Source organism: Pseudomonas sp. PA-1-3F, assembly GCF_021609665.1.
Classification (GTDB): Bacteria; Pseudomonadota; Gammaproteobacteria; order Pseudomonadales; family Pseudomonadaceae; genus Aquipseudomonas; species Aquipseudomonas paracarnis.
On sequence record NZ_WJZD01000045.1, the window covers coordinates 16217 to 41648 of the forward strand.

Annotated in this window: 19 protein-coding genes; 14 read left to right on the forward strand and 5 right to left on the reverse strand. The window is 60.6% G+C overall.

The window, feature by feature from the left end; genetic code table 11:
• The first annotated feature begins 14 nt into the window (after positions 1-14).
• The 13 genes from GIV26_RS24310 to GIV26_RS24370 all read left to right on the forward strand — a co-directional run bounded on the left by GIV26_RS24310 (position 15) and on the right by GIV26_RS24370 (position 18264).
• Positions 15-2504 (forward strand): TonB-dependent siderophore receptor, encoded by a 2490-nt coding sequence (locus GIV26_RS24310; protein ID WP_236282521.1) that lies wholly within the window; start codon positions 15-17, stop codon positions 2502-2504.
• A gap of 405 nt (positions 2505-2909) precedes the next feature.
• Complete coding sequence (locus tag GIV26_RS24315; protein WP_054898218.1) at positions 2910-4349, forward strand: undecaprenyl-phosphate glucose phosphotransferase; 1440 nt, start codon at positions 2910-2912, stop codon at positions 4347-4349.
• A complete protein-coding gene (locus GIV26_RS24320; RefSeq protein WP_106118133.1) occupies positions 4349-5806 on the forward strand; it encodes a mannose-1-phosphate guanylyltransferase/mannose-6-phosphate isomerase in 1458 nt (485 codons plus the stop codon). Before GIV26_RS24315 ends, GIV26_RS24320 begins: the two co-directional genes overlap by 1 nt.
• A 1-nt stretch (position 5807) precedes the next feature.
• The gene (locus GIV26_RS24325; protein ID WP_127882048.1) at positions 5808-6719 is read left to right on the forward strand and encodes a glycosyltransferase family 2 protein; all 912 of its coding nucleotides are present in this window, start codon (positions 5808-5810) and stop codon (positions 6717-6719) included.
• A 29-nt stretch (positions 6720-6748) separates the two neighbouring features.
• Entirely contained in the window at positions 6749-7525 is a 777-nt protein-coding gene (locus GIV26_RS24330; protein WP_034125835.1) for a polysaccharide biosynthesis/export family protein, read from the forward strand.
• 14 nt (positions 7526-7539) lie between these two features.
• A complete protein-coding gene (locus GIV26_RS24335; protein WP_034125836.1) occupies positions 7540-9531 on the forward strand; it encodes a GumC family protein in 1992 nt (663 codons plus the stop codon).
• The gene (locus GIV26_RS24340) at positions 9531-10721 is read left to right on the forward strand and encodes a glycosyltransferase (RefSeq protein WP_054898214.1); all 1191 of its coding nucleotides are present in this window, start codon (positions 9531-9533) and stop codon (positions 10719-10721) included. The genes GIV26_RS24335 and GIV26_RS24340 overlap by 1 nt, the downstream gene beginning before the upstream one ends.
• Positions 10711-12039, forward strand: coding sequence for a cellulase family glycosylhydrolase (locus GIV26_RS24345; protein ID WP_236282523.1), 1329 nt, complete (start codon positions 10711-10713; stop codon positions 12037-12039). The genes GIV26_RS24340 and GIV26_RS24345 overlap by 11 nt, the downstream gene beginning before the upstream one ends.
• Positions 12040-12047: 8 nt before the next feature.
• Positions 12048-13265 (forward strand): glycosyltransferase family 4 protein, encoded by a 1218-nt coding sequence (locus GIV26_RS24350; protein ID WP_054922237.1) that lies wholly within the window; start codon positions 12048-12050, stop codon positions 13263-13265.
• Positions 13256-14359: a glycosyltransferase family 4 protein gene (locus GIV26_RS24355; RefSeq protein WP_236282525.1), complete on the forward strand. Its 1104-nt coding sequence runs from the start codon at positions 13256-13258 to the stop codon at positions 14357-14359. The genes GIV26_RS24350 and GIV26_RS24355 overlap by 10 nt, the downstream gene beginning before the upstream one ends.
• Entirely contained in the window at positions 14356-15789 is a 1434-nt protein-coding gene (locus GIV26_RS24360; RefSeq protein ID WP_034125841.1) for an O-antigen ligase family protein, read from the forward strand. The genes GIV26_RS24355 and GIV26_RS24360 overlap by 4 nt, the downstream gene beginning before the upstream one ends.
• On the forward strand, positions 15789-17198 hold the full coding sequence (locus tag GIV26_RS24365; protein WP_236282526.1) for a lipid II flippase MurJ: 1410 nt from the start codon (positions 15789-15791) through the stop codon (positions 17196-17198). Before GIV26_RS24360 ends, GIV26_RS24365 begins: the two co-directional genes overlap by 1 nt.
• Positions 17199-17220: 22 nt before the next feature.
• Complete coding sequence (locus GIV26_RS24370; RefSeq protein WP_034125843.1) at positions 17221-18264, forward strand: acyltransferase family protein; 1044 nt, start codon at positions 17221-17223, stop codon at positions 18262-18264.
• Positions 18265-18336: 72 nt separating this feature from the next.
• Here GIV26_RS24370 and GIV26_RS24375 read toward each other — a convergent pair whose 3' ends face one another.
• From GIV26_RS24375 to GIV26_RS24390, 4 genes are all read right to left on the reverse strand, one after another.
• Complete coding sequence (locus GIV26_RS24375) at positions 18337-18912, reverse strand: DUF4174 domain-containing protein (RefSeq protein WP_034125844.1); 576 nt, start codon at positions 18910-18912, stop codon at positions 18337-18339.
• A 152-nt stretch (positions 18913-19064) separates the two neighbouring features.
• Positions 19065-19697 carry a glutathione S-transferase family protein gene (locus tag GIV26_RS24380; protein WP_236282528.1) on the reverse strand — a complete coding sequence of 211 codons (633 nt, stop codon included), beginning with the start codon at positions 19695-19697 and terminating at the stop codon, positions 19065-19067.
• Positions 19698-19746: 49 nt separating this feature from the next.
• Positions 19747-22104: a DNA polymerase II gene (locus GIV26_RS24385; RefSeq protein WP_236282530.1), complete on the reverse strand. Its 2358-nt coding sequence runs from the start codon at positions 22102-22104 to the stop codon at positions 19747-19749.
• A gap of 186 nt (positions 22105-22290) precedes the next feature.
• Positions 22291-22758 carry an SRPBCC family protein gene (locus GIV26_RS24390; RefSeq protein WP_072448678.1) on the reverse strand — a complete coding sequence of 156 codons (468 nt, stop codon included), beginning with the start codon at positions 22756-22758 and terminating at the stop codon, positions 22291-22293.
• 98 nt (positions 22759-22856) lie between these two features.
• On the opposite strand from GIV26_RS24390, the gene GIV26_RS24395 reads away from it, so the two are divergent.
• A complete protein-coding gene (locus tag GIV26_RS24395; protein ID WP_236282532.1) occupies positions 22857-23258 on the forward strand; it encodes a GFA family protein in 402 nt (133 codons plus the stop codon).
• A 1-nt stretch (position 23259) separates the two neighbouring features.
• Here GIV26_RS24395 and mrdA read toward each other — a convergent pair whose 3' ends face one another.
• Positions 23260-25152: a penicillin-binding protein 2 gene (gene mrdA, locus GIV26_RS24400; protein WP_236282534.1), complete on the reverse strand. Its 1893-nt coding sequence runs from the start codon at positions 25150-25152 to the stop codon at positions 23260-23262.
• Positions 25153-25432 lie beyond the last annotated feature (280 nt).

Below are 25432 nucleotides of genomic sequence, written 5' to 3' on the forward strand. Positions count from 1 at the left end.
AGCATCCCGCGGTCATGCAAGCGTTCCCCTCCAAACGTTCTCTTCTCAAACACGCGGTGCAGGCCGCCCTCCTTGGCGCCTGCCTGGGCGGCGGCGTCTTGCCGCTCGCCGTGATGGCCGACTCCGCTAGCGCTGATACCCAGGTTCGCGCATGGGCGATTGCCCCCGGCTCCCTTACCTCGGCACTGGATCAATTTGCCCGTCAGGCCGGCATCAGCTTGTCCTACGATGCCACCAGCGTTGCCGGTAAAACCAGCACAGGCCTGAGCGGCAACTTCGATCGAGAACAGGCCTTGGGCCAGTTACTGCGCGGCCAGGGCCTGCAAGCCCAGCGCCAAGGCAAGGATATCTGGCTGCTGTTGCCACAAATGGCCGACACCGGTGCCCTGAACCTGAGCGCGACCACGGTGACCGGCCAACGCCTGGGGGCCCTGACCGAAGGCACCGGTTCGTACACTACCGGCGCGGTCACCATCGGCAAAGGCCAACACAGCCTGCGGGAAACGCCACAGTCAGTGAGTGTGATGACCCGCCAATTGATGGACGATCAGAATGTCACCACCATTGACGATGTGATGGAACGTACACCAGGGATCACCACCTACGAGTCGCCCATGGGCGGCAAGTATTTCTATTCCCGTGGATTCAAGATGCTCGGCCAGTACCAGTACGACGGCGTACCGCTGGACATGGGCAAGGACTATGTGCAGGCGGACAGTTTCAGCGCCAACATGGCGATCTATGATCGCGTGGAAGTACTTAAAGGCGCAGCCGGCATGCTCAAGGGGGCCGGCACGGCCAGCGGTGCGGTGAACTTCGTGCGCAAGCGGCCACAGGCCACCCCGACCTCAAGCCTGATGCTGTCCGCCGGCACCTGGGACAACTACCGCGCCGACGTCGATACCGGTGGCCCGCTCAATGACAGCGGCACCGTGCGCGGCCGCGCGGCGTTCAGCCAACAGGATCGCGGCTCCTACATGGACATTTCCAAGCGCCAGGACCAGGCCTTCTATACCGCACTGGACGTCGACCTGAGCCCCGACACAACCCTGGGCGTGGGAGCCAGCTACGAAGACGTCGACGCCAGCCCCTGTTGGGGTGGCTTGCCGCGCTATAGCGATGGCAAGAGCGCCAGGTTAAGCCGTTCCACCTGCCTGGGCCAATCCTGGAACGACTGGCAAAGCCGACGCACGACGTTCTTCGCTGACCTCACCCATCACTTCAATGACGACTGGCAAATCAAAGTCGCCGCTGTGCACAGCCGCAACCTGCAAGACACCAAGTACGCCGCCAGCGAAGGTACCATCGCCTATGGCGCCCCAAGCCCCACCGCCAACTCCTACGCAGCATTGATGGACTATGAGCATAAGGACTTCGGCCTCGACGCTTACGTCGATGGCAAGTTCCAAGCCTTTGGGCTGGAACACGAACTGATCCTTGGGGCCAACGGCAGCCGAGGCACCCAGGATGACGTATTCGCGATCCAGAACCTGCCCACGCGCCAGAGCATTTATCAGCCCGACCACCACTTCCCCGAACCGGCCAATGACACCTTCTGGCCAAACATGTACCGCGGTGGCACGGTCAAGGAAACCGCTACCCAGTATGGTACTTACGCCACCTTGCGCCTGCGCCTGGCCGAGCCCTTGATGTTGATCGTGGGCAGCCGTGTGAGCTGGTACGAAAACCGCCGGCAGTCCAACACCCTGGGTTGGGGCGAGTGGAGTGTGCAAGATGCGCGCACCAAGGAATCCGGTGAAGTCACGCCGTTTGCCGCTCTGATCTACGACCTCGACGAACACCTTTCCCTGTACGCCAGCTACGCCGATATCTTCCAGCCGCAGAGGTCTTATGCCACCGCCGACGGCGCGGCACTCAAGCCCAAGATGGGGGACAACTACGAGCTGGGTATCAAGGGCGAATGGTTCGACGGGCGTCTCAACAGTTCCATAGCGTTGTTCCGGGCCACAGAGAAAAACGGCGCCGAGACTGACTTCCTGAGTTTCTGCCCAACTTCGTCCGATGGCTACTGCTATACCGACACTGCCAAGGTCCGCGCCCAGGGCGTCGAAGCCGAAGTCAGCGGCCAGTTGCTCGAACGTCTGCAAGTCTCGGGGGGCTACACCTACACTCAGACCAAATCGCTTAAAAACATTGATACCGCTATCGAAGGAGGCGCGTCCAACACCTATGTACCCCGCCACATGTTGCGCATGTGGGGCGATTACCAGCTGGATGGCGCGCTGTCCAAATGGAGCGTGGGTACGGGGGTCAATGCCCAGAGCGGCAACTATCGCATGCAGCAGGGCCTCAAGCTCGAACAGGCCGGCTATACGGTTTGGGATGCACGATTGGCCTACCGCGTAGATGACACCTGGACCGTCGCCCTTAACGCCAAGAACCTCTTCGACAAAAACTATTACCAAACCGTGGGCACAGCCTCATGGGGCAATTTTTATGGCGAACCGCGTAATTTCACGGTCAGTCTGAAAGGCACCTTTTAACCCGCTCAATCCTCTGGAGGGCAGGCGCCTGGTGCGTTGCGCCCTCTTTTCCTACGCCTCCCCGGGGCCCGTCAAAAAAGTGTTTCCTGACAAACAGGAAAATTCACACTTTTGTTCCTACACTCAAAATCACACCCCGAGACCGGGTCCTCTTGCACAAGGAATGTCAACAAAATGACACAAGAAGGAACATTTAAAGTGTCTATGATATCATCGCTGAAACAAGGTCAAATTATTGACTGAAAGAGAAAAGGAAGTCCTCCTGTAGTAGCCACTGCCCTTGCAAAATTCTTTCATTTGGAGCGATCCATTCGAAGGAAGGGATGCGTTTTACCCAGCGTAGTCCGCTGCCGTCTGGTTCAGACGACCGAATAGAACGCCTGGTGTGCAATGAGGGATGTTTGTATGCGAGAGAAGTCGTCAGTTGTCAGCTTGTTTTTGACCCGAGCAGGGTTTGTCGAGTTTTTTGTGGTTTTCGTCAAGCTGGTCCACGGTCTGACGGCCATTTTCCCACCGCTGGTCCTGGCGCTTTTCCTCGACCCGATGGCCCCTGAAATGCGTTCGCACTTTCTGGGCTTGCTGCTGTTTTTTGCGGTATTGACCATCATTCTGTTCCAGGCCCTGGGCATTTATTCCGAGGAACTGTTCAGTAATCGCTTGCGCCTGCGCACCAATATCGTGGCCTGGTCCTCCGCATTCTGCATCCTGTTGTTCATGTACCAGATCCTGCAGGTATTTCCGCAATTGAACCCGCGCAACCTGGTGGTGTGGTATATCGCCAGCTTGACGATGTTCTGTGCCGAACGCCTGGTGATGCTACGCCTGTACCGCAAACTCATGCGCAAGGGCAAATACCTGCAACGCACAGTGATCCTGGGTTTCACTGACACCGCCGTGCATGTCGCCGACCACTTGCAACGCAACGGCGACATTCGCTCCGGGCTTATCGGCTTTATTGACGACCGCACCGAGCGTATTCCCAAGGAACTGAGCAGCCTGCCGCTGTTGGGCAATACCCGCGACCTGGAAAAACTGATCCGCGCCGAACAGGTCAACCAAGTGATGATCTGCCTGCCCTGGGCTGCCGAGCAACGTATTCACGGCCTGGTCAATCGCCTGCGGCAAATGTCGGTGAACGTGATGCTGGTGCCCGACATGGCTGCCCTGCGCTACGGCCATAGCCGGATCACAGACGTGGGCGGCATCCTGATGTTCAATACCTCGCAGTTGCCGCTGCGCGGTTGGTCACCGTTTATCAAGCGTTGCGAAGACCTGCTCCTGGCGAGCATCACCCTGGTGCTGGTGTCACCGGTGATGCTGGTCACGGCCATTGCGATCAAGCTCGACTCCAAGGGCCCGGTGCTGTTTCGCCAGAACCGCTACGGCTATAACGACAACGAAATTCGCGTGTTCAAGTTCCGCTCGATGTACACCGACCAGAGCGACTTTACCGCCGAACGCCAGACCACTCGTGAAGACCCGCGCATTACCCGGGTTGGCCGCATCATCCGCAAGACCAGCATCGATGAGCTGCCGCAGTTGTTCAACGTGCTGCAGGGCAACATGTCGATGGTCGGCCCGCGCCCTCATGCCACCGCCACCAAAGCCGCCGGTATTCCGTTCGAAGTGGCTGTGAGCGAATACAGCTCGCGCCACCGGGTCAAGCCCGGCATCACCGGTTGGGCGCAGATCAACGGCTACCGGGGTGAAACCGACACCCTGTTCAAAATCCAGAAACGCGTCGAATACGACCTGGAGTACATCTCCAAATGGTCCGTGTGGTTCGATTTGTACATCGTCTTCATGACGGTCCCAGCCGTCCTTTCCACCAAGGAAGTCTATTGATGAATACACTCAACGGATTAATCCCCTGCATTATTTCCGGTGGGTCAGGCACGCGGCTGTGGCCGGTGTCCCGGCAGAACATGCCCAAGCCATTCATGCGTATGCGTGACGGCCAGAGTCTGCTGCAGAAAACCTTTCAACGTGCCGCGCGCCTGCCCGGCGTGGAAAGTGTGCTGACCGTCACTAATCGCGACTTGCTGTTTCGCACCCTGGATGACTACCGCGGAGTCAACCAGGCCAGGCTGCCTCTGGACCTGTTGCTGGAGCCGTTCGGTCGCAATACCGCAGCGGCCATTGCGGTGGCGGCACTGCACGTGCAGGAGCATTTCGGTGGCGACGCCCAGTTGTTGGTGATGCCAGCCGACCATCTGGTGCTGAATGAAACCGCGTTCGCCGACGCCGTGACCCAGGCACGCGAGTTGGCCGAAGCCGGCTACCTGGTGACCTTCGGCATTCAACCCGATCACCCGGAAACAGGCTTCGGCTACATCGAAAAAGGTGAAGCCCTGAGCCTGGGTAACCGGGTCAAGCGTTTCGTCGAAAAACCCGACCTGGCCACGGCCCAAGCCTATCTCGACGGCGGCAAGCACTTGTGGAATGCCGGCATGTTCTGCTTCAAGGCCAGTACTCTGGTGGACGAGCTGGCGACCCATGCTCCCGACGTACTGGGGGCCGCTCGTGCAGCCCTCGAGCAGAGCCAGCACCTGCAAAACAGCACCTCGCGCCAGCGTGAACTGGGCAGCGAGGCCTTCGGCACCGCGCCGGACCTTTCCATCGACGTGGCGTTGATGGAAAAGTCCACGCAAGTGGCCGTGGTGCCGTGCGACATCGGCTGGAGCGACATCGGTTCCTGGGAAGCCCTGCGCCAGCTCACGCCCAGCGATGCCCAGGGCAACCAGGTCAATGGCGAAGCCATCTTGCATGACGTGCACAACTGCTATATCGACTCGCCCAAACGCGTACTCGGTGCGGTTGGCGTGCGAGACCTGATCATCGTCGATACCCCCGATGCCCTGCTGATCGCCGACGCCAATCGCAGCCAGGACGTGCGCTACATCGCCGCCGAGCTCAAGCGCCAGAACCATCCGGCGTTCAGCCTGCACCGCACCGTCACACGGCCGTGGGGAACCTACACCGTGCTGGAGGAAAGCAGCCGGTTCAAGATCAAGCGCATCGTGGTCAAGCCCCAGGCGTCGCTGTCGCTGCAAATGCATCACCACCGCAGCGAACACTGGGTAGTGGTCAGCGGTGCCGCGCAGATCACCAATGGCGAGCGCGAATTTTTGATCAACGCCAACGAATCGACCTACATCCCGGCAGGGCACAAGCACCGCCTGACCAACCCCGGCATCATCGACCTGGTGATGATCGAAGTGCAGAGCGGCGAATACCTGGGCGAGGACGACATCGTGCGCTTCGATGACATCTATGGGCGCGCGCCCGCAGAGAAGAAATGACATGCGCACCTCGCTGATCATTCCGACCCGCAACGCGTCCAGTCATTTGACGCGGCTGCTGCCCGCGCTGCAGATGCAGACCCGGCAACCGGACGAGATGCTGGTAGTCGACAGCGCGTCCAGCGATGACACCGTGGCGCGCTTTCGCGAATTTGGCGCGCGGGTCGAGGTTATCGACGCACGCGACTTCAACCACGGTGGCACACGGCGCTGGGCCAGTGAACACACGAGCGGTGACGCACTGATCGTGATGACTCAGGACGCGATTCCGGCTGACCCCGAGACCTTCGCCAACCTGCTCGAAGAATTGCAACAAGACCCACTCAACGGCGTGGCCTACGGCCGGCAATTGCCGCACCCAGGTGCTGGCGTGCTGGGAGCCCAGTCACGCCACTTCAATTACCCGGCCCAGAGCCGCACCAAGAGCCTTGCCGACGCTGCGCAGTTGGGGATTAAAACCTGCTTCAGCTCCGACTCGTTTTCAGTCTACCGGCGCAGCGCCCTGCAGGCCGTGGGTGGCTTCCCCGCCGATGTGATCGGCAGTGAGGATGCCTACGTCGCGGCGCGCATGCTGCTTGATGGCTTCAAGGTGCGCTACGCCGCCACGGCGCGGGTGTACCACTCCCACGATTACCGACTCATGGATGAGTTTCACCGCTACTTCGACATTGGCGTGTTCTACGGTCGCGAACCGTGGATTCGCCAAGCCTTTGGCGATGCCGGCGGTGAAGGTAAACGCTATGTACAGGCTGAACTCGCAGCGTTGCGCGCAGCCGGTGCATTGCACCGCGTACCCGAAGTACTGGTGCGCAGCGCGTTCAAATTGCTCGGCTATCGGCTGGGCCATCTGGAACGCCGCCTACCCCTCGCCCTAAAGCGGCGCATCAGCATGTTTCCCGGTTATTGGAGGTGAGCATCATGACCTACAGGAAGTCCCCCTTGATGAAAAGAACTATGCTCGTCCTGGCCATGATGGCACTGGCCGCCTGCAATACCCCTGCACGTATCGTCCCCCCCGACGGCAAGACGGTCGAGGACGGCAAGCGCGCCCTCGACCAGCTTGCGCAGCTGCCGCCGGCGGTAGAGCGTATCCGCATCGGCGATCAGTTGCGCATTGTGCGTGATGCCGGTGAGATGCCAACGCTGTCGGCGTTCAACGTCAGCACCATCTATGAGCTGACGCTGTACACCGTGCAAACCGATGGCAAGATCAACTACCCGTTCCTGGGCCCGATCCAGGTAGCCCGTCGCACGCCAGCCGAGGTGGCGAACGAGCTGAGCAACAAGCTTGCGCCGGTGTATCGCGAGCCACGGGTGACGGTGAACATCAACCAGGCACCGGGCAACTCGATCATCGTCGGCGGTGCGGTAAACAACCCGACCACGGTGCCGATCGCCTCGGCCAACACCCTGGAACAAGCCATCGTCGGCGCCGGCGGGGTGAACCCGGCGGGCAACGCCAGCATGGTCGCACTGTTGCGCGAAGACACCCAAGGCACCTACCGCGCTTACTTCCTGGACTTCAGCCAGTACCTCAAGACCGGCCCTAACGGGCGTAAACAAGTGCCGCTGCAGCGGGGAGATGTGGTGTTCGTGCCCAAATCCAACGTGGGCGAGCGCATCCAGGGCGTAGATACCTACTTGAACCAGTTGATCCCATTCACCAAGTCGATCGGGGTTGGCTACAACTACACCCGAACCAGCGGCGGCAGTAACTAAAGGAGCGACATCCCATGATCGAGATCCGTTCTTTTCGCGATCTTCTGCGCCTGTTCTTCATCTTCCGGCACGAGTTCAAGCTGGCGGCCATCGCGGCGCTGGTGATCATTCTGCTGGGGGCCTTTTTACTACCAGCCAAATACGAATCCACCGCACGCTTGCTGGTCAAGCCGGGGCGCGATTCGACGCTGCCCATTGAGATCAGCAACCGCCAGGCGCTGGTCATGCCGAGCACTCAACGCGACCCGATTGTCGATGAGGAACGCCTGCTGACCGGTCGCCCTATCGTGCGGGCGGTGGCCGAGCATTACCTGGAAGTCATCGACAAAATGCCGCCACCGGAAGGCCTCTGGAAGCGCACCAAGTACTACGTCAAAAGTGGTATCGGCGCAGTGTTCGACGGTGTGCGCGTGGTGCTGGAAACCGTGGGCATCATTGAACAGACCACACCCGTGGAGCGCCTGGCCGCCAGCCTGGAGAAAAACTTCGACGTCAGCCACGCGGCCGGTTCCACCGTCATGGACATCAGCTTCAAGTGGAGCGACCCGGAAATCGCCCAGGCGGTGGTCAAAAGCTGGGTCGAGACCTACATCAACGAACGCACCCAGGCCCTGGGACGCAAGAGCCTGTATGCCTTCTATGAAGGCCAGGTAGCCAACAGCGCTACCGAAATCAAGAGCTACAAGGAGCAGATTCTTGCCCACTTGAACCAGATCGGCGCGGCAAGCATCACCGATCGCCTGGAGGATTTGTCCGAGCGCATCAACGTGCTGCGTGGCGAAACCTTCAATACCACGCGCTTGATTGCCTCGTCCGACAGCGCCCTGGAGAGCACCCGCACTCAGCTCAAGACCCAACCCAAGGAAGTGACCACGGTACGCCAGATTGCGCTGAACCCGCAGCAGCAGGACTTGCGTCGCCTGCTCAACCAGAAGTTGCTGGAAAAGGCCGACATGATGCGCACCTACACCGACAATGCGCCGCCGGTCAAAGCCCTGGATGCGTCGATCCGCGCCATGCAGGCCCAGGTCGCGAATGAAAGCAACACCGTGCAAAGCTCGGAAAACCGTGCGCCGAACACCCTGGAGATCCACTTGCAGCGCGTGCTGCTCGATGAGTCCAGCAACAACTCGGCACTGCGTACACAACTGGTGCAACAGCAGAAACAACTGGTGAACCTCGAGGCGCAACGCAAGGAAGCCCTGGAGATTGAACCGGAGCTGGCGCGCCTGTCCCGTGAACTGAGTGCCACCGAGCGTAACTATGCGCTGTATGTCGATAACCTGGAAAAATCGCGCATCGACCGTGAGCTGGATAACAGCCAGATCAGCAATATCGCGGTGATCGAGGAGGCCACCCTGAACCCTGGCCGAATCTTCCCTAAAACCCTGTTGATGCTGTTGTTGGCGATCCCGTTTTCCATCGTGGTCGGCTTGCTGGTGATCTACCTGTGCTACCTGCTCGACCAGCGCATCCATGACGGTGGCTTGGTGGAACGCAAGTTCGGCCTGCCGCTGTGGACCACCCTGCCAGAACTGGATACCAGTACCGCACAAGGCACCAACGCATTCAACGCGAGCATCTACCGGCTCTACGGTCTGCTGCAGTTGGACCGTATCACTGAACGCGGCCTGACCCTCGGGTTGACCTCCGCGCGCCATGGTGAAGGGGTGACGTTCGTAGTGGAACAGTTGCGCCAGTTGCTTCAGGAAAACGGCATTACTGTGCGTGTCGGCGGTGCGGCCCCGGCGGCGCCGGGCGAAGTGGTACTGCTGGATGCCTCGGCGCTGCTGGACAACCGCGATGCCTTCGTCAATCTGCGTCGCGCCGACCTGATCGCCCTGGTGGTGGAGGCGCAGAAAAGCACGGTCCCGGTGGTGGAGCATGCGCTGTCGATCCTCAATACCGCATTCGGCAAAGTGGACGGCATCATCATCAACCGGCGTAAATTCGAAGTGCCGGCCAAGGTGCTGCAGACCATCGCCAAATATCGGGGGGCGTTCTGATGCGCATCGCCCTGCTCGCACCTTTGCCGCCGGAAAAAAATGGGATCGCCGACTACGCGAACCATTTCAAGACGGCACTGGAGCAGCTGGGCGTGACGGTGGCGACACCGTTGAGCGGCGTCGAGGGCACCAGCATCGCGATCAAACAGGCCATCGGTGCATTCGACTGGCAGAGCGTGGACCTGGTCCACGCCGAGCTGGGCGGCGGCCGGCTGGGGGAGTTCCTGGCGTTGCGCGAGTTGCGCAAGGCCTATCCCAACCTGCCGCTGACGGCCACCGTGCATGACCCCGAGCGCATGGTATGGCGGCGCGAGCAACTGCCCTTCCCGCTCAATCTGTTGGAGCGCTTGCCCAGCCCGTTGCCGCAAGCGGCGGTGGTGCTGGCAGACCCGCTGACCCTGCGTGAAGAGCGGCAGGTGGCCCGCGGCCTCACAAGACTGATTACCCTCACCCGCCTGGGCGCCGATTGCCTCAGCCAACGCATGCAATTGCCCGCAGGCAAAGTGGCGGTGATCAACCATGCCAACCTGGCGATTGCGGCGGTGGCGCTGCCGCCCCTGGATACGCTGCACCTGCTGTATTTCGGCTTTATCTACCGGGGCAAAGGCATTGAAGACCTGTTACAGGCCCTGGCCGCCGTTTTCCAGCAAGCCCCCCAATTGCGTGACCGTGTGCGCCTGACCCTGGCCGGTGGCACTGCCGCCGAAATGGCGTTTGGGGCTGGCGGCAATTACCTTGAACAATTGAACCGCCAGATAGCCGACCTTGGCCTGTCTGGCTCCATCGACTGGCGGCTGAACCTGCCGGCCAGCGAGATTGCGCAGACGATACAGGCGCACCACGTGATGGTGCTGCCGTATCGCGAATCGAAAAAACTCGGCCTGCTGGGTCGCCAGCGCGGCACCAGCGGCGCGTTGTCCTGGGCCGCCGCGTGCGGGCGCGGGGCGATTACTTCGGATGCACGGGCATTTGCCGAAGAGGTTGCCAGCGGGAACGGCGCAATCTATCCCCAAGGCGACGTCGCCGCGTTGAGCGCGCAATTACTGCGCCTGGCGCAGACCCCGACGCTGGCCAGGGACTGGGCCGAACGCGCCGCGCACATTGGCGGCCAACGCCTGTGGCCACTGACCGCACGGCAGTTCAAGCAGCTTTTTGAGCAAGCGATTGCGGGGGCCCCTTATGGTGCGTAAACGTACGTACTTGGCCACGCTTGCACTGGTGGCGGTCATGGGCGTTACCGTCTTTATCTGGGGGCGCCCGGCCGATGCCGAGAGCCATGTGCTCAAGGGCAACAAGGTGCTGGTGTGGAAGGATTTCCTGGGAGTGAACGCGCAGTTCCTGTGGTTCAGCCCCCAGCGTTACCAGATGCAGATCGACCGTCTCAAGGACCTGGGCTTGCAGTGGGTACGCCTGGACCTGCATTGGGATCGGTTGGAGCCGGTGGCTGATCAGTACCAGGTGGCCACGCTGGACGAACTGGTGGCCAAGTTGCAGGACAACCAGCTCAAGTCGGTCTTCTACCTGGTGGGTTCGGCGCCCTTCATCACCACAGCGCCCGTGGGTGCGCCGTATCAGGACCAGTACCCGCCCAAGGACCCGAATGTGTTCGCGATCCGCATGGCGCTGTTGGCCCAACGTTATCCCAGCGTTGATGCCTGGCAGGTTTGGAATGAACCGAATCTGCTCGGCTTCTGGCGCCCCGTGGCCGACCCGGCCGGCTACGCCGCCCTGCTGAAAAGCAGCGCCGCGGCCCTGCGTGCGGTCAACCCGAATAAACCAGTGGTGGCGGCTGGCCTGGCGTTTTTCAGCGAGATGCCCAACGGCCAGACCATGCTCGACGCCTTCGATGCCCTCGGCGTGCCCAGCCTGAACACCGTGATGTCCTATCACCCTTACACCCAGTTGCCCGAAGGAAACGACCCCGCCAACCTGGACTTCGTCGCCAAGACAACTGCGCTCAACCAGAAACTGCGCAGCAATGGCGTCAAGACCCTGTGGAGCACCGAATGGGGCTGGTCAGCGTACACGGGGCCCAAGGAAGTCCAGGACATCATTACCCTGCAAGGCCAGGCCGACTATGTGCTCCGCCGCCTGGCCCTGATGAGCGCGATGGATTTCGACAAGATCTTCCTGTTCACCTTGAGCGACCTCGACCAGCGCGCCAGCGTGCGCGACCGTGCCTACGGCTTGCTCGACCTCGATGCCAAGCCAAAACCGGTCTATACCGCACTGAAGCATTTTCTCGACGTCAGCGGACCGCAATTGACGCCTGGCGACCCACCCGCCGCCGATCAACTGCCCGAGGGCCTGTTCAGCATCGGATGGACCCGCGCCGATGGTCGCAAGCTGTGGTTCTTCTGGTCGGCAAAAGGCGGTAATGCGCACCTGCCGGACCTCGCCAACGCCACCCTGTATGACCCGCTGCGCGGCACGCAAACCCCAGTGAGCGGCACCAACGGCTTGACCGTTGTGGTCAAGCCGAACCTGCAAATTCTGTTATGGGATTGAAACCCGTCATGCGCATTTTATGGATCCTGCCCTACTCACCCTGGCCCGCCACCAGCGGCGGCAAGACGCGTCAGTTCCACCTGCTGCGCAGCCTGGCGGCCCGGGGGCATCGGATCACCTTGCTCCTGCATGACAAACACCCGGTATCGCTGACCGATCGCCAGGTACTGGAAGCCTTTCTCGAGCAATTGATCATCTTGCCCCGCCGCCCACTGCGCAGCGTGAAGACCCTGGTGGCCGGACTCTTTGCACCCTACCCCTTGCTGGCCAGCGTGAATGGGCTGTCGGGGGCGTTGCAGGACCGATTCAACCAACTGCTCAATGAGCACTGGGATGTGGTGCAAATAGAACACAGCTACAGCTTCCAGCCGTATGAAGACGCCCTGGTGCGCAAGTCCCAGCCCTTCGTGCTCACCGAACACAACGTGGAATCGGCCCTGGGCGCGGCCACCTATGACCGCCTGCCGAGCTGGGCGCTGCCGTTCATTCGCTACGATCAATGGCGCTATATGCGCTGGGAACGCCGGGTAATGCGCCAGGCTACCCAGGTGGTAGCAGTAACCGACAGCGATGCACAGGTGATGCAAGGCATCGCCGGCAAACCGGTGCCGGTGGTGGTCAATGGCGTGGACTGCGACCACTTTGCCGCTGCACACCCAGATCCATCGACACGCCGTGTACTGTTTCTCGGGAACTATGAGTACGCGCCCAATGTGGACGCGATCGAGTGGGCCCTGGATGAAATCCTGCCCAAAGTCTGGGAGCACTGCCCGGATGCGCGCATGAGCGTGTGCGGTTTCGGCATGCCCGACGGCTGGCGCGAGCGCTGGCAGGACCCCCGCATTGAGTGGCAAGGCTTCGTACCGAACCTGCTGAGCCTGCAATCGAGTTGTTCAGTGTTCCTGGCACCGTTGCGCCATGGCGGCGGCTCCAAGCTCAAAGTGCTGGAAGCGCTGGCGGCCGGCCTGCCCCTGGCCAGCACCGAGCAGGGCGTGTCGGGCCTGGACCTGGTCGACGGCTTGGACTACCTCGCAGGGCAAACCGCCGCGGACCTGGCGAATGCTGTAGTACGCCTGCTGCAATTCCCCGCGGCCGCAGCGCCCATGGGCGAAGCCGGGCGCGCCTATGTGCGGCGCGCCCATGACTGGAGCGTGGCCGCCAGCCAATTGGAGCAGGTGTACGCCAGCCTGTCGCCGCTCACTCAAAAGGAGCCTGTATGCGTGTAGGCCTGGATTACCGCACCGTCGGCACCTCGCCGCAATCGGGTATCAGCCGCCAGGTGTATGCCCTGGAAAGCGCCTTGCGTGCCTTGCCGGGTATCGAATTGGAACGGTTTACCGTGGCCCCGCTGGGCGACCAGACACGCTTGCAGGCCCACTGCCCGACCTGGGGTTGCGCGAAGACGGCGATGCATCAGCCACAGAATCGCCTGCGTTTCGAAGCCGGCTTTTTACCCCGGGCCCTGCGCGAACAACAGATTGACCTGTACATCAGCACCTTCAATATGGGCTTGCCATTACCACCCAAGCCCAAGAGGCTGCGCACTGTGGTACTGCTGCACGACCTGTTCCAGATCACGTTGGACAACTACCACGCCAATCGCCTCAAGGCCCTGGTCTACAAGACCAGCGACCGGCTGTCGATTGCCTATGCGGTGCGCAGCGCCGACCGCGTGTGGACACCCTCGCAATACAGTGCCAATGAAACCGTACGCCTGTTTCCCCAGGCGGCGGGCAAGGTGCGTGTGCTGCCCAATCAGGTGGATGGGTTCAATGAGCCGGCAGCAGACCTGTCTGATCGCCACTTACCCGAAGCCTTCTGGCTACTGGTGGGCACTCGCGAGTTGCGCAAGAACGTACCCTTTCTGGTGAAGGCCTGGCAGCAGGCGCGGCAGCAATCACCCGCTGTACCGGAATTGGTGCTGGTGGGCAGCCTTGAGCATTTGCCCGAAGCACTGCGCGGGCTACCGGGAATTCGCGCACTCAGTGGTGTCACCGATGCCCAACTGCAGGCGTTGTACCGCCAGGCGTCCCGTGTGTGGCAGCCCTCCTACGCGGAAGGGTTTGGTTTACCGGTGATTGAAGCGCTGAGCGTCGGCACACCTGTGGCCGTGGCCAGCGGTACCTCGCTGGATGAAATCACCCCGCCGTCGGCGCCGCGGTTTTCCCCGACCGATGGCCCGGCGTTGGTGCAACTGATGCTGAGCCTGGGCGAGCGCAGCGACGAGTCTTCTGCAGAACAACGCAAGCAATGGGCCGAACGCTACAACCCAAACGCCTATCGTCGGCGCCTGGCCGAACTGATCGAGGAACTGAAATGAGACTCTCCCTGGCAAGCCTCGTCGCCATCCTCTTCGGCGTGCTGTTTGGTGCAGCCGCCCTGGCGCTGTCACCGGCCAAGGCCTTTCTCGCTGTGATGGGTGTTGCGGCAGCCGTGACCATCCTGCGCTTTCCCTTCTGGGGCTTGTTGCTGTTTGCCCTGGTCGCGACCTTCATGCCCTACTCCACCCTCAACCTGGGCATCCGCAGCACGGTAAGCGAAGCCATCCTGGCGCTGACCTGGGGCGCCGTGCTGTGGCACAGCTTCCTGTCACGCCTGCCCGATGCACCGCGCCTGGCACGCCGGCCCACCGACCAGATGCTGCTGTGGCTGATGCTGTTCAGCGTGTTCCCGTTTATCGTTGGCCAGGTGAGCATCCACGCCGAAAGCAGCGGCGTAGCCAACTGGCTGCGCTGGTTGTTGAACCTGTCGGGGGTGTTCCTGGCCGCCAAGCTGCTGGTGGACTATAAACGCCGCGAAAGCCTGGTGATCGCCTTGCTGCTGGGCACTCTGGCGATGCTGGTGATGTCGATCGCCGTGTTCGTGCGCACGCGCTCCGGGGCAGGGATTGCGCCGATTCTCGCCCTTCTCAACTACGGCAACTTCGACATGTTGAAATTCGGCCTGGAAGCCATGTCGTCGCGTATGGGTTCACCGTGGATGCACCCGAACGCCATCGGCGGGATCATGGCGCTGTTGCTGCCCCTGGCGTTCTGTTACGGCATGACCGAACAAGGCTTCAAACGTGCGCTGGGCCTTGGCGTGGCGTGCCTGGGAGCGGCGGCGTTGCTGTTGGCCAGCAGCCGTGGCGCGATGGTCAGCCTGGCGCTGGTATTGATGTGGATGGCCACCCGCCGCGTGCCTTACACCGGACGCTTGTTGATGATCGGCGCGGCGTTGACCGTGGCCTTGGTAATGGCCTATCCACCGCTGCAGGAACGCTTGGCGACGATCTTTTCGTCGAGCAACGCCAGCACCGAAGTTCGTTTTGATGAATACCGCATGTTCCCCCAGGCCATGGTGGCGTATCCGTTCGGCATTGGCTTCAAGGTTGACCCTCCGGTACCGGGCACACACTTGCTGGGGATCTCCAACCTGTGGCTGAACTTTATCTACAAGACCGGCCTCGTCGGCATGCTGCTTTTTATAGCCGTTACGGTGCGTTGGTGGCGTGAAGCCAGGCCGGAAAAAGGCCCGATCCGCCTGACCAAGGACAATGCCCTGTGGCTGGGCAGCACGGCAGGAATTCTGTCGGCGCTGGTCAGTGGGTTATTTGACCACTACTTCAGTTTTGCCGTCGTGATGGTCGCGCTGTTCTGGCTGATGGTTGGGATCAATGTGCTGGAAGCACGGCGCTTGTTCCCAGCGCGCCTGCCACAGGTCAAGACTGTGGTTTTTCGCAAGCCGCTGCTTGATGGCGCGCGCCCCTGATGCTCGGTTCTGCCGTATGGCTGACCCTGGCGACCCTGCTCGGCCTGTGCCTGGGGTTCGCACGCGAATGGTTACTGGTGGCGGCCTGGGGCGCGGGGGAGCGCAGTGATGCGTTCTTGATCGCGCTGTTCTTGCCCGAGGCGCTGCGAATGTCGCTGGCCGGTGGCGTGTTGAGCGCCGCCGCGTTGCCGCTCTACTTGCAGCGCAAGGACAGCGAGCGCCTCGATTGGCTGGCCGTGTTGTTCCCGGCATTGCTGTTGGTTGCCCTGCTGGTCAGTCTGCTGCTGATGCTGTCAGCCCCCTGGCTGGTGCAGGTACTGGGCCCAGGGCTGGCGACCAGTGCCACTGCCCTGGCCGCCAGCAATTTGCAGGTCGTGGCCTGGTGCGTGCCAGGCTTGATGCTGCATGCACTGTTCAGTATTCCCTTGCAGGCCAGCGAGCGTTTTGTGCTGGCAGGGCTCGGCTCGTTGTTGTTTAACCTGCCGCCGGTGGCCTATCTCGCGTTGGCCGGCACGGCCAGTCAACCCCATAGCCTCGCCTTGGCCTGTCTCGCCGGTAGCCTGTTGATGCCTTTGGCGTTGTTGCCGTCGATTTGGCGTCAGGGCTGGCGGCCGTGGCGCATGCAGCTGGCGGTTGCCCCCCTGCGGGAGTTGGGCCAGCGTATAGGCCCGCTGTTACTGAGCAACGGCGCCAGCCAGGGCTTGGCTTTGATAGAACGCCTGGTGGCGTCGCTGCTGGGGGAAGGTGCGGTGACCTGGGTCAACCTGGCCCGCAAGCTGATGAACCTGCCGCTGATTGCGCTGATGAGCCTCAACCAGGTGCTGCTGGGCATGATGAGCCGCCGTCAGGGCGATGAACGCCTGGCCCTGCTCAAGCGCGGCCTGGAAACCGCCAGTGTGCTGACGCTGCCGGCCGGCATCGGCCTGGTGGCGGCGGCGCCCAGTCTGGTGACGTTGCTGCTGCCCAAGCAATCGGTTGATTCGCCTCTGCCACTGCTGCTGGCATGGTTTGCCGTGCCCTTGGTGTTTGGCGCATGGAACGCCCTGCTGGCGCGCTATGCGTATGCCGCGGGCGATACGCGCCAGCCGCTGCGCTGTGAATTATTGGGCAGCTTGGTCAACGTGCTGTTGCTCTGCGTACTGCCGTTTGCATTTGGCCTGGCCGGTATTCCGTTGGCGGCGTTGGCTGGGGTGATCTGCACCGCGCTGCTGCTGATGCAGCGCCAAGGGCTGCTCACGGCACTGCCTTGGGCGCGGCACTGGCTGCTCGGCACGTTGATGCTGGGGCTGGCGGCGCTGGTGTTGTTCGGGTTGCAAGACGTATGGCTGCAATTGGGGTTGAGTACCCTGGCAGGTGCTTTGGTGTTGCTGGGTATGGGGCTGTGGCTTAGGCCGTGGCGCAAGGCGTGAATGATCGTTCGGGAAGACTTAGATGAAACATCGCTGGATTCAAATGGATATCGCCAAGGGCATTGGTATCCTGATTATTGTGTATGGCCACAGTTGGTTCGTCGCCACCTCGCTGGACTTGATGTACCCGATCCTGGCGTCGTTCGTGCTGCCGTTGTTCTTTTTCCTGTCAGGGGTGTTCTTCAAGCCCGAGCAACCGTTCGTGGAGATGGCGGTGCGCAAGGCCGATGGCCTGCTCAAGCCGTTTTTTTTCACCATGCTGCTGTACGTGATCGTGCGTGACGTACTGCGGGGGCAACCGCTGCTGCCGGATATAGGCGGCGTGCTGTATGCCTCGGTGGACACTATCCCATGGCAAGCGCTGTGGTTCTTGCCGCACTTCTGGGTGGCGATTCTATTCAGCTGGCTGATGCTGCGGCTGATCCAGCGCTTGAAGCTGCCCCTGGTGGTCGCCTGCATGCTGATCGGTGTGCAACTGTTGCTAGGCATCTGGACGCTGCAATGGTTCTGGCAGATACCGGTGAGCGTCGGTGACCACACCTGGACGTTGCCCGGCCTGCCCTTCAGCCTCGACGTCACGCTGATCAGCAGCACCTACTTCATCTATGGCTACCTGCTGCGCGATTGGCTGCGCCGGCATGAAGGTTCGTTGCTGACCCTGTTGATCTCGGTGGTGCTGTTCGCCGCCGTGTTCATTTACAGCCACGACACCATGGACTTGGCCCAGCGACGCTACGACCACTGGCTGTGGACCAGCCTGCTGGCAGTGATCGGCGTGTACATTTGCTGGGCGCTGGCGCGAGTGTTGATGGTGTCGGCGCTGCTCACCCGAGTGATGACCTATATCGGCCAGTCCACCCTGATTCTGTTGATCTTCCATGGCGAAATCCAGCACAAGACGTTTGACCTGATGGAGCGCCTGGGCCTGCATCCGTTCATGGCGGCATGTGTAGGTTTGGTGGTGGCACTGTTGGTGCCGTTGCTGATAGGGGAAGTGATCAAGCGGGTGGCGTTCTTGCGGTTTTTCTATTTTCCGTTTCCGGTGCGCAAAGCGCCTAAACCGTAAAAGCACTACAGGACTAATGAGGAAGCGGGCTTGCTTGCCACAACAAGCCAGCTCCCACATGGGTCATGTAGTTCAATCATCAAGTTGCTGAGGCGCCGACTTGCTGACGGGTTTGCCAGGTTTGGCCCCCTTGGCCGGCGCAGCAGGTGCGGCAGGCTCAGGTTCTGCCACGGCAGCTGCCTCTTTTTCTGCCATCGGCATCTGGTCGATGGCGCTGAAGAACTCCTTCAGGTCGAGGCTGTCCGGCGGCACGGTTTTTTCGAGTTTCTTCTCGCCGTCCTTGCCGACCAGAATCACTTTGGTGCCGCTGCCGACGCCGAGCTTGAGGGCACGGATCAATGCGTTGGTTTCAGGCGGCGTGAGCTTTTTGCTGTCTTTGGGATCCTTGGCGAACTTCTCCCCTTCGGCACCAATGCTGCCGAACTTCACGGTGTAGAACACCATGCTGCGCTCTTCGAAGGCCTGCTTGGTGGCAGCCTCTTCCAGTTGTTTCTTCAGCGTTGCCAGTGTCGGGTTTCCAGCATCAAGCTCCACGACCACCAGGGGGCGCGTCTTGCCCAATTCCTGCTTGAGCGGATTATCATCAGCGGCCAACAAAGGCCCCGTAAAAGCCATCAAGGTAGCCAGGGTCAGCGACCGGATGAGCATGCGCACCTCCTTTGAATTCCATGCAGGGTTCTTGAGTTTCATGTCTGCGACAGCCAAATTCAAGGATGATTCCTACACCACTTTGAGAAGCGTAGGTCAGGAAGCCCGCTACGCAAGGGCTTGGACAGTGGCCTGGTCATTGTTTCTTCCGGTTACGAGACCTTCCACTGCGGCCAATGCCGGGCAAAAACAGGGGCCACGACAGGGTCAGCGTCTACCCGCTCCAGGCTCTGCGCAAAGCCCGGCGCCAGGTTGTCGAGCACATCACGCGCGTCGTCCCAACGCGACACCGCCGCCGCCATGATGCCCAGTGCATTCGGCGCGTTGCCCGGGGTAAACAGCTGGCCGGCAAACTGATCGGCAAACACGACCCAAGCCTGGTGCAGGTAGCGCCGTGTGCCGCTGACCAGTTGCGCTTGTTGCGCCTCATCGGCATTGCCCAACCAGCGTTGCGGGTAATCGATGATGCCGATCGCCGAATAGCAGTTGGCGGCGATATACAGCAAGCCGCGCAGGATCTGCGTACGATCGCCAGCCAGCAATTCGGCCTTGGGATACTCCAGGCCCAAGTGGATCAGGATCGCGGCGCTTTCGGTCAGTACCTGGCCATTTGGAGTGACCAGGGTGGGGATCTGCTTGAGTGGATTGATACGTGCAAGCGCGTCGCTACCCTCGCCGTCCTGCCAGGAACTGGCCTGCACGCGATGCCACGGCACTGCGCAGCGCTGCAGGGCGATTTCGATCATGCAGGATCCGGATTCGTCGGTGCCATAAAGGGTGTACATGGGCGTTTCCTCCTGAGCGATGGGCAATATCGAGCCTGTGGTCGATTACCTAGAATAGCCCCATCTGCCCGCCTACCAGGGTACCGAAATCGTCATTCACGAACGGCAGGATTGCGTCAGCCACGGGCTGCAATTGGCGCGTGACGTAGTGGTCGTAATCGATGGGTGCCCGCCGCACTTCCAGCGGTTCCGGGCCGTTGACACTGATCACGTAGCTGATCCAGCCACCCCGCTGGTACTGGCGCGGGCGGCCCAGGCGGTCGTTGTACTCGTCTGCCAGGCGCGCGGCGCGTACGTGGGGCGGGACGTTGCGTTCGTAGTCGTGCAAGGGCCGGCGCAGGCGTTTGCGGTAGATCAACAACTCATCGAATTCGCCGCTCAAGGTACGCCGCACGTAATCGCGTATGTAGTCTTGATGGGGTTGTCGATGGAAGATGCGTTGGTAGAGTTCCTGCTGGAATTGCCGGGCCAGGGGCGACCAGTCGCTGCGCACGGTTTCCAGGCCTTTGTAGACCATTTCTTCGCTGCCATCTTCGCGCACGACCAGGCCGGCATAGCGCTTTTTGCTGCCCTCCTCGGCGCCACGAATGGTCGGCATCAGGAAGCGACTGAAGTGGGTTTCGTATTGCAGTTCCAAGGCGCTTTGCAGGCCGTACTCGTTGCTCAGGTGCGCGCGCCACCAGTCGTTGACGTGCTGCACCAGCGCCAGGCCGATGCGATTGGCGTCCTGCGCAGAGTGCGCGCTGCCCAGCCAGACGAAGGTGGAGTCGGTGTCGCCGTAAATCACCTCGTACCCTTGGGCCTCAACCAGTGCGCGGGTCTGGCGCATGATCTGATGCCCACGCAGGGTAATCGAGGACGCCAGCCGGGTGTCGAAGAACCGGCAGCCGCTGGAGCCGAGCACACCGTAGAAGGCGTTCATGATGATCTTCAGCGCCTGGGATAACGGCGCGTTGCGCTCGCGTTTGGCCTCTTCGCGGCCTTCGGACACCCGCGTGACGATGGACGGCAGGCAATGCCGGGTGCGGGAGAAGCGCGCTCCGCGAAAGCCTTCCACCGAATCGCTGTCGTCGGGATGCTTGAGGCCTTCGATCAAGCCCACCGGGTCGATGAGGAAGCTGCGGATGATCGACGGGTAAAGGCTTTTGTAGTCCAGCACCAGCACCGACTCATAGAGGCCTGGACGCGAGTCCATGACAAAACCGCCGGGGCTGGCTTGGGGCGGTTTGTCGCCCAGGTTCGGTGCTACAAAACCCTGGCGGTGCATCAACGGCATGTACAGGTGGGTGAAGGCGGCCACGGAGCCGCCGTTACGGTCGGCCGGCAACCCGGTGACGCTGGCACGTTCCAGCAGGAACTTGAGCAGCTCGGTCTTCTCGAAAATCCGCGTGACCAGTTCGCAGTCCTTGAGGTTGTAGCGCGCGAGGGCAGGCTTGTCCTCGGCAAACATGCGGTTGATTTCGTCCATGCGCTGGTACGGCGTGGAGATGTCCTTGCCTTCGCCGAGCAGGGTTTGCGCAACGTTTTCCAGGCTGAAGGATTCAAAACTCCAAGTGGCCGAACGCAGCGCTTCGATACCGTCGATGATCAGTCTTCCTGCCGCCGCCGCAAAGTAGTGATTGCGGCTGCCGTGTTCGCGCCAGGCCATGGCCTCACCGCCACGCCCGAGCAACAGCGGCACGTTCAGGCGCTGGGCGTGTTCGTGGAGTACGCGCAGGTCGAACTGCACCACGTTCCAGCCGATGATCGCGTCGGGGTCGAAAGTGGCCAGCCATTGGTTGAGGTGTTCGAGCAGTTGAGCGCGGGTGTCGCAATAGTCGAGCTTGAAATCCACGGCGTCGGTTTTGTTCGGCGGGCCCAGCATGTACACCTGGCGTTCGCCACAGCCTTCGAGAGCGATGGAGTAGAGATCGCCCTGGGCGGTGGTCTCGATGTCCAGGGACACCAGCTTCAAGGGAGGACGGTAGTCGGGGGCAGGCTTCATTTGCGCGTCGAGCAAGGTGCCGCTTGCATCAGCGGTGCCACCGAACCAGACGGGAGCGGTGATAAAACGCTCCATCATGTAGCGCTCCGGAGGGCGCACGTCACCTTCGTAGACATCGACCCCGGCAGCACGCAGGCGCTTCTCGATATCCATCAACTGGCGGTGCTGGCGCGCATAGAGGCCCAGAACCGGGCGGTGATGAAAGTCGCATAGCTGCAAGGGGCGCAACTCGAGATCGCGCTCCCCCTTGAGCAGCCAATCGAGTGGCTTGCGATGGGCCTCTGGGATGAAAACCACCGAGGTCTGCACGGGTAGGCGAATGCACCTTGGCCCTTGGTCGGTGGCTAGCCAGAAGCTGACCTCCGTACCCGCCGGGGTATCGCGCCAATGCCGGGTCAGGACAAAACCCTGCTGTAGATCCACCGTACCGCACCTCAGGAATCGCTTTCAGGGCGTGATTCTACTCGGCATCCGTGCAAACGCCACCACCGACCGCTGTGTACATGAAGGCCAGCAAATCAAGAAAAGGCATCGAGCTGAACGTGCTTTGTGAGCCCGTCAGCAGCCTGTCTGCCTAGGGGAGTGAAGACTGCCCTCCGGTGTGCGCCATCACCTTGTTGGGGGCTTGCTCAGATAATTTTCGATATTGCCCATTTGCTCATCCCAGCCACGGGAGTTCATCTTGAAGGCTTTCTGACGCCGCGCTTCGGGCACCTTGTCAAAACCGGACTCAACGACCCGCAACAGAATGCCTGGAGCGCGATCTTCAATCGTGAACTCCACCAGCGTCGGCGCCTCTTTGTCGTAGTCGACGCCCTCTTCCACTGCAAAAGGATGCCACCAGAAGGAAAACAGCGTTTGAGGCAGGATACGTTCGATCCGGGCCTTCCATACGACATGTTCATAACCTGGATAGGTAATCGGCGCTTCGATGGTTTCCCCAGCCACAAAAGTTTTACCCTTAAGCGCGATACCGAACCAGTGTCCAAATTGCTCGGCCTGCGTGAGAGCCTCCCAGACCTGTTTACGTGACGCATTGAGCAGGACTTTACGTTCGATGCGATCTAATACGTGCATAAGTCACCTCCTTCATTGAACAGTAGGCGACATCAATCAATGCGCAACCTTGCGTTGTGCGCGATGATGATGACCCCCTCCTTGCCTGGCCATAGGTTATGACTGACCCACTGAATGGAAGTTGCTTGTGCAAAGGCGTGCGCTACCAAGTGGACAGCCTGGACATGCCCATCAGCCACTGCCACTGCGCAAGCTGCCGCAAGGCACACGCGGCAGCATTTGTTGCCACGGCCGGGGTGATGCGTGAGCATTTTCGCTGGACGCAGGGTGAAGAGCTGCTGTCGTCATTTGAATCTTCACCGAGCAAATTCAGACATTTCTGCTCGCGCTGCGGCTCACATCTGATCGCTGAACGTGGGCATCAGCCTCACGTGATCGTGCGGGTGGCGACGCTGGATGATGATCCGGGCGTCAGGCCCACCTCGCATATCTGGACGGCCCATGAAGTACCGTGGCTGGCCTATGACGGCGTAGCACGCTGGGATGAGTGGGAGGTTTGAGTCAAACCCTTGGATCGCCGGGCGCCTTGGTCGGCGCTGCATATTGCGGCTTGAGATGGCCTTCCTGGTCGAGCAGCCAGGCATCCATGATCTGTCGCACCACAGGCCCGGCTACACGGCCGCCGGCCTCACCGTTTTCGATCATGACTGAAATCACGATTTTCGGATGTTCGGCCGGCGCGAAACCGACGAACAAGGCGTTATCGCGATGCCGCTCCAACGTCTTGTTACGGTTGTAGCGCTCACCCTGCTTGATCGCCACCACCTGGGCGGTACCACTCTTGCCGGCGATGCGGTATTGCGCGCCTTGCGCTGCCGCTCGGGCGATACCGCGGGGATCGTGCATCACCAATTGCATGCCATGGTTGACCTGTTCCCAGTCACGCGGGTCCTTGAGGATCACGTTGGGCATTGGGTGCTCATCCACCGGTGGCACACCATTGATTGTCTTGGCCAGGTGCGGTCGGTTCCATACGCCTTTGTTGGCGATCAATGCAGTGGCCTGGGCCAATTGCAGAGGTGTTACTTGCATGTAGCCTTGACCAATGCCGAGGATCACGGTTTCGCCTGGGAACCACGGCTGGCGTCGGGTTGCACGCTTCCAGGCCTGGGATGGCATTAAGCCGGCAGACTCTTCGAACATATCCAGGGACACTTTCTGACCCAGGCCGAACTCGGCCAGATAGTCGTGCAGGCGATCGATCCCGAGTTTATGGGCCAGATCGTAGAAGTAAGTGTCGTTGGAACGCATGATGGCCGCGTCCATGTCCACCCAGCCGTCACCACTGTGGTTCCAGTTGCGGTATTTATGGTCAAAGTCTGGCAACTGATAGTAACCCGGGTCGAACACTCGGGTTTGTGGAGTAACAACGCCACTGTCGAGACCGGCGATGGCCACTTCCGGCTTGATGGTTGAGCCCGGCGCATAGAGCCCGCGTAGCACGCGGTTGAACAGCGGGCGGTCAATGGAGTCGTGCAGCGCAGCGTACTCCTTGAAGCTAATGCCTGTGACAAACAGGTTCGGATCGAAACTCGGTTTACTGACCATAGCCAGTACTTCACCGGTCTGCGGGTCCAGGGCGACCACCGAACCACGACGGTCACCCAAGGCCTCTTCGGCAGCTTCCTGTAGCTTGACGTCGAGGCTCAGGACGATGTTTTTGCCAGGGATCGGATCGGTGTGCTTGAGCACGCGCAGCACACGGCCCTGTGCGTTGGTCTCTACCTCTTCATAACCGACATGGCCATGCAGTTCAGACTCGTAAAAACGCTCGATTCCGGTTTTGCCGATAGATTGGGTACCGCGGTACTCCACCGAATCAAGGGTCTTGGATTCCTTTTCGTTAATACGACCGACGTAGCCAATGGAATGGGCGAAGTGCGCGCCCAGGGGGTAGTGGCGAACGAATTGTGGTTCCACGTCCACCCCAGGTAGACGGAACTCGTTGACGGCCAAAACGGCGATCTGCTCTTCGGTCAACTCGTAGAACAACGTGACGGGAACAAACGGGTGGCGGGCCTGCTTGAGCGCCTTATCAAACACCGCACGGTCTTCGGCTGGCAGATGCAGCAGATTGACGATTTCGTCCAGTTCACCCTTGAGGTCGGCTGTGCGCTCACGGGTGATGGTCAAGTTGTAACTCGGGCGGTTGTCGGCCAGGACTACACCATTACGGTCATAGATCAAGCCGCGAGTCGGTGTGATGGGCAGTACATGGACCCGGTTGTTTTCCGAAATTGTGGAGTGATAGTCGTACTGCACGACTTGCAAAAAATACATACGCCCCACCAAGGCGCACGTGATCCCAATTACCAGCAATGCGCAGGCAAACGAACGTTTGTTGACCAAACGGTTTTCTTTTTCGTGATCTTTGATAGGTATTGGTTCAGGCATTTCTACAGCATCTCGTTGGAAAAGGTCGACGCCGCATCCTGCGGATAAAGATCAATCCTTGTGAAAATGTGCTGCACCATAGCAAAAATGCAGAAACACTTTGTATCGAATTCCCTCAACGGCAGCTTATTTAATGTTGCTGAAAGCGCTGGAATTTTCGAGCGCCCAAAACAAAACCCCAACTGCTTTCGCAATTGGGGTTTCGGAATTTAATCTTGACGATGACCTACTCTCACATGGGGAAACCCCACACTACCATCGGCGATGCATCGTTTCACTG

Excerpts from the sequence above, each read along its gene's own strand:
- GIV26_RS24310 (WP_236282521.1), top strand. The coding sequence starts at position 15 with ATGCAAGCGTTCCCCTCCAAACGTTCTCTTCTCAAACACGCGGTGCAG.
- GIV26_RS24315 (WP_054898218.1), top strand. The coding sequence starts at position 2,910 with ATGCGAGAGAAGTCGTCAGTTGTCAGCTTGTTTTTGACCCGAGCAGGG.
- GIV26_RS24320 (WP_106118133.1), top strand. The coding sequence starts at position 4,349 with ATGAATACACTCAACGGATTAATCCCCTGCATTATTTCCGGTGGGTCA.
- GIV26_RS24325 (WP_127882048.1), top strand. The coding sequence starts at position 5,808 with ATGCGCACCTCGCTGATCATTCCGACCCGCAACGCGTCCAGTCATTTG.
- GIV26_RS24330 (WP_034125835.1), top strand. The coding sequence starts at position 6,749 with ATGAAAAGAACTATGCTCGTCCTGGCCATGATGGCACTGGCCGCCTGC.
- GIV26_RS24335 (WP_034125836.1), top strand. The coding sequence starts at position 7,540 with ATGATCGAGATCCGTTCTTTTCGCGATCTTCTGCGCCTGTTCTTCATC.
- GIV26_RS24340 (WP_054898214.1), top strand. The coding sequence starts at position 9,531 with ATGCGCATCGCCCTGCTCGCACCTTTGCCGCCGGAAAAAAATGGGATC.
- GIV26_RS24345 (WP_236282523.1), top strand. The coding sequence starts at position 10,711 with ATGGTGCGTAAACGTACGTACTTGGCCACGCTTGCACTGGTGGCGGTC.
- GIV26_RS24350 (WP_054922237.1), top strand. The coding sequence starts at position 12,048 with ATGCGCATTTTATGGATCCTGCCCTACTCACCCTGGCCCGCCACCAGC.
- GIV26_RS24355 (WP_236282525.1), top strand. The coding sequence starts at position 13,256 with ATGCGTGTAGGCCTGGATTACCGCACCGTCGGCACCTCGCCGCAATCG.
- GIV26_RS24360 (WP_034125841.1), top strand. The coding sequence starts at position 14,356 with ATGAGACTCTCCCTGGCAAGCCTCGTCGCCATCCTCTTCGGCGTGCTG.
- GIV26_RS24365 (WP_236282526.1), top strand. The coding sequence starts at position 15,789 with ATGCTCGGTTCTGCCGTATGGCTGACCCTGGCGACCCTGCTCGGCCTG.
- GIV26_RS24370 (WP_034125843.1), top strand. The coding sequence starts at position 17,221 with ATGAAACATCGCTGGATTCAAATGGATATCGCCAAGGGCATTGGTATC.
- GIV26_RS24375 (WP_034125844.1), bottom strand. The coding sequence starts at position 18,912 with ATGCTCATCCGGTCGCTGACCCTGGCTACCTTGATGGCTTTTACGGGG.
- GIV26_RS24380 (WP_236282528.1), bottom strand. The coding sequence starts at position 19,697 with ATGTACACCCTTTATGGCACCGACGAATCCGGATCCTGCATGATCGAA.
- GIV26_RS24390 (WP_072448678.1), bottom strand. The coding sequence starts at position 22,758 with ATGCACGTATTAGATCGCATCGAACGTAAAGTCCTGCTCAATGCGTCA.
- GIV26_RS24395 (WP_236282532.1), top strand. The coding sequence starts at position 22,857 with ATGACTGACCCACTGAATGGAAGTTGCTTGTGCAAAGGCGTGCGCTAC.
- mrdA (WP_236282534.1), bottom strand. The coding sequence starts at position 25,152 with ATGCCTGAACCAATACCTATCAAAGATCACGAAAAAGAAAACCGTTTG.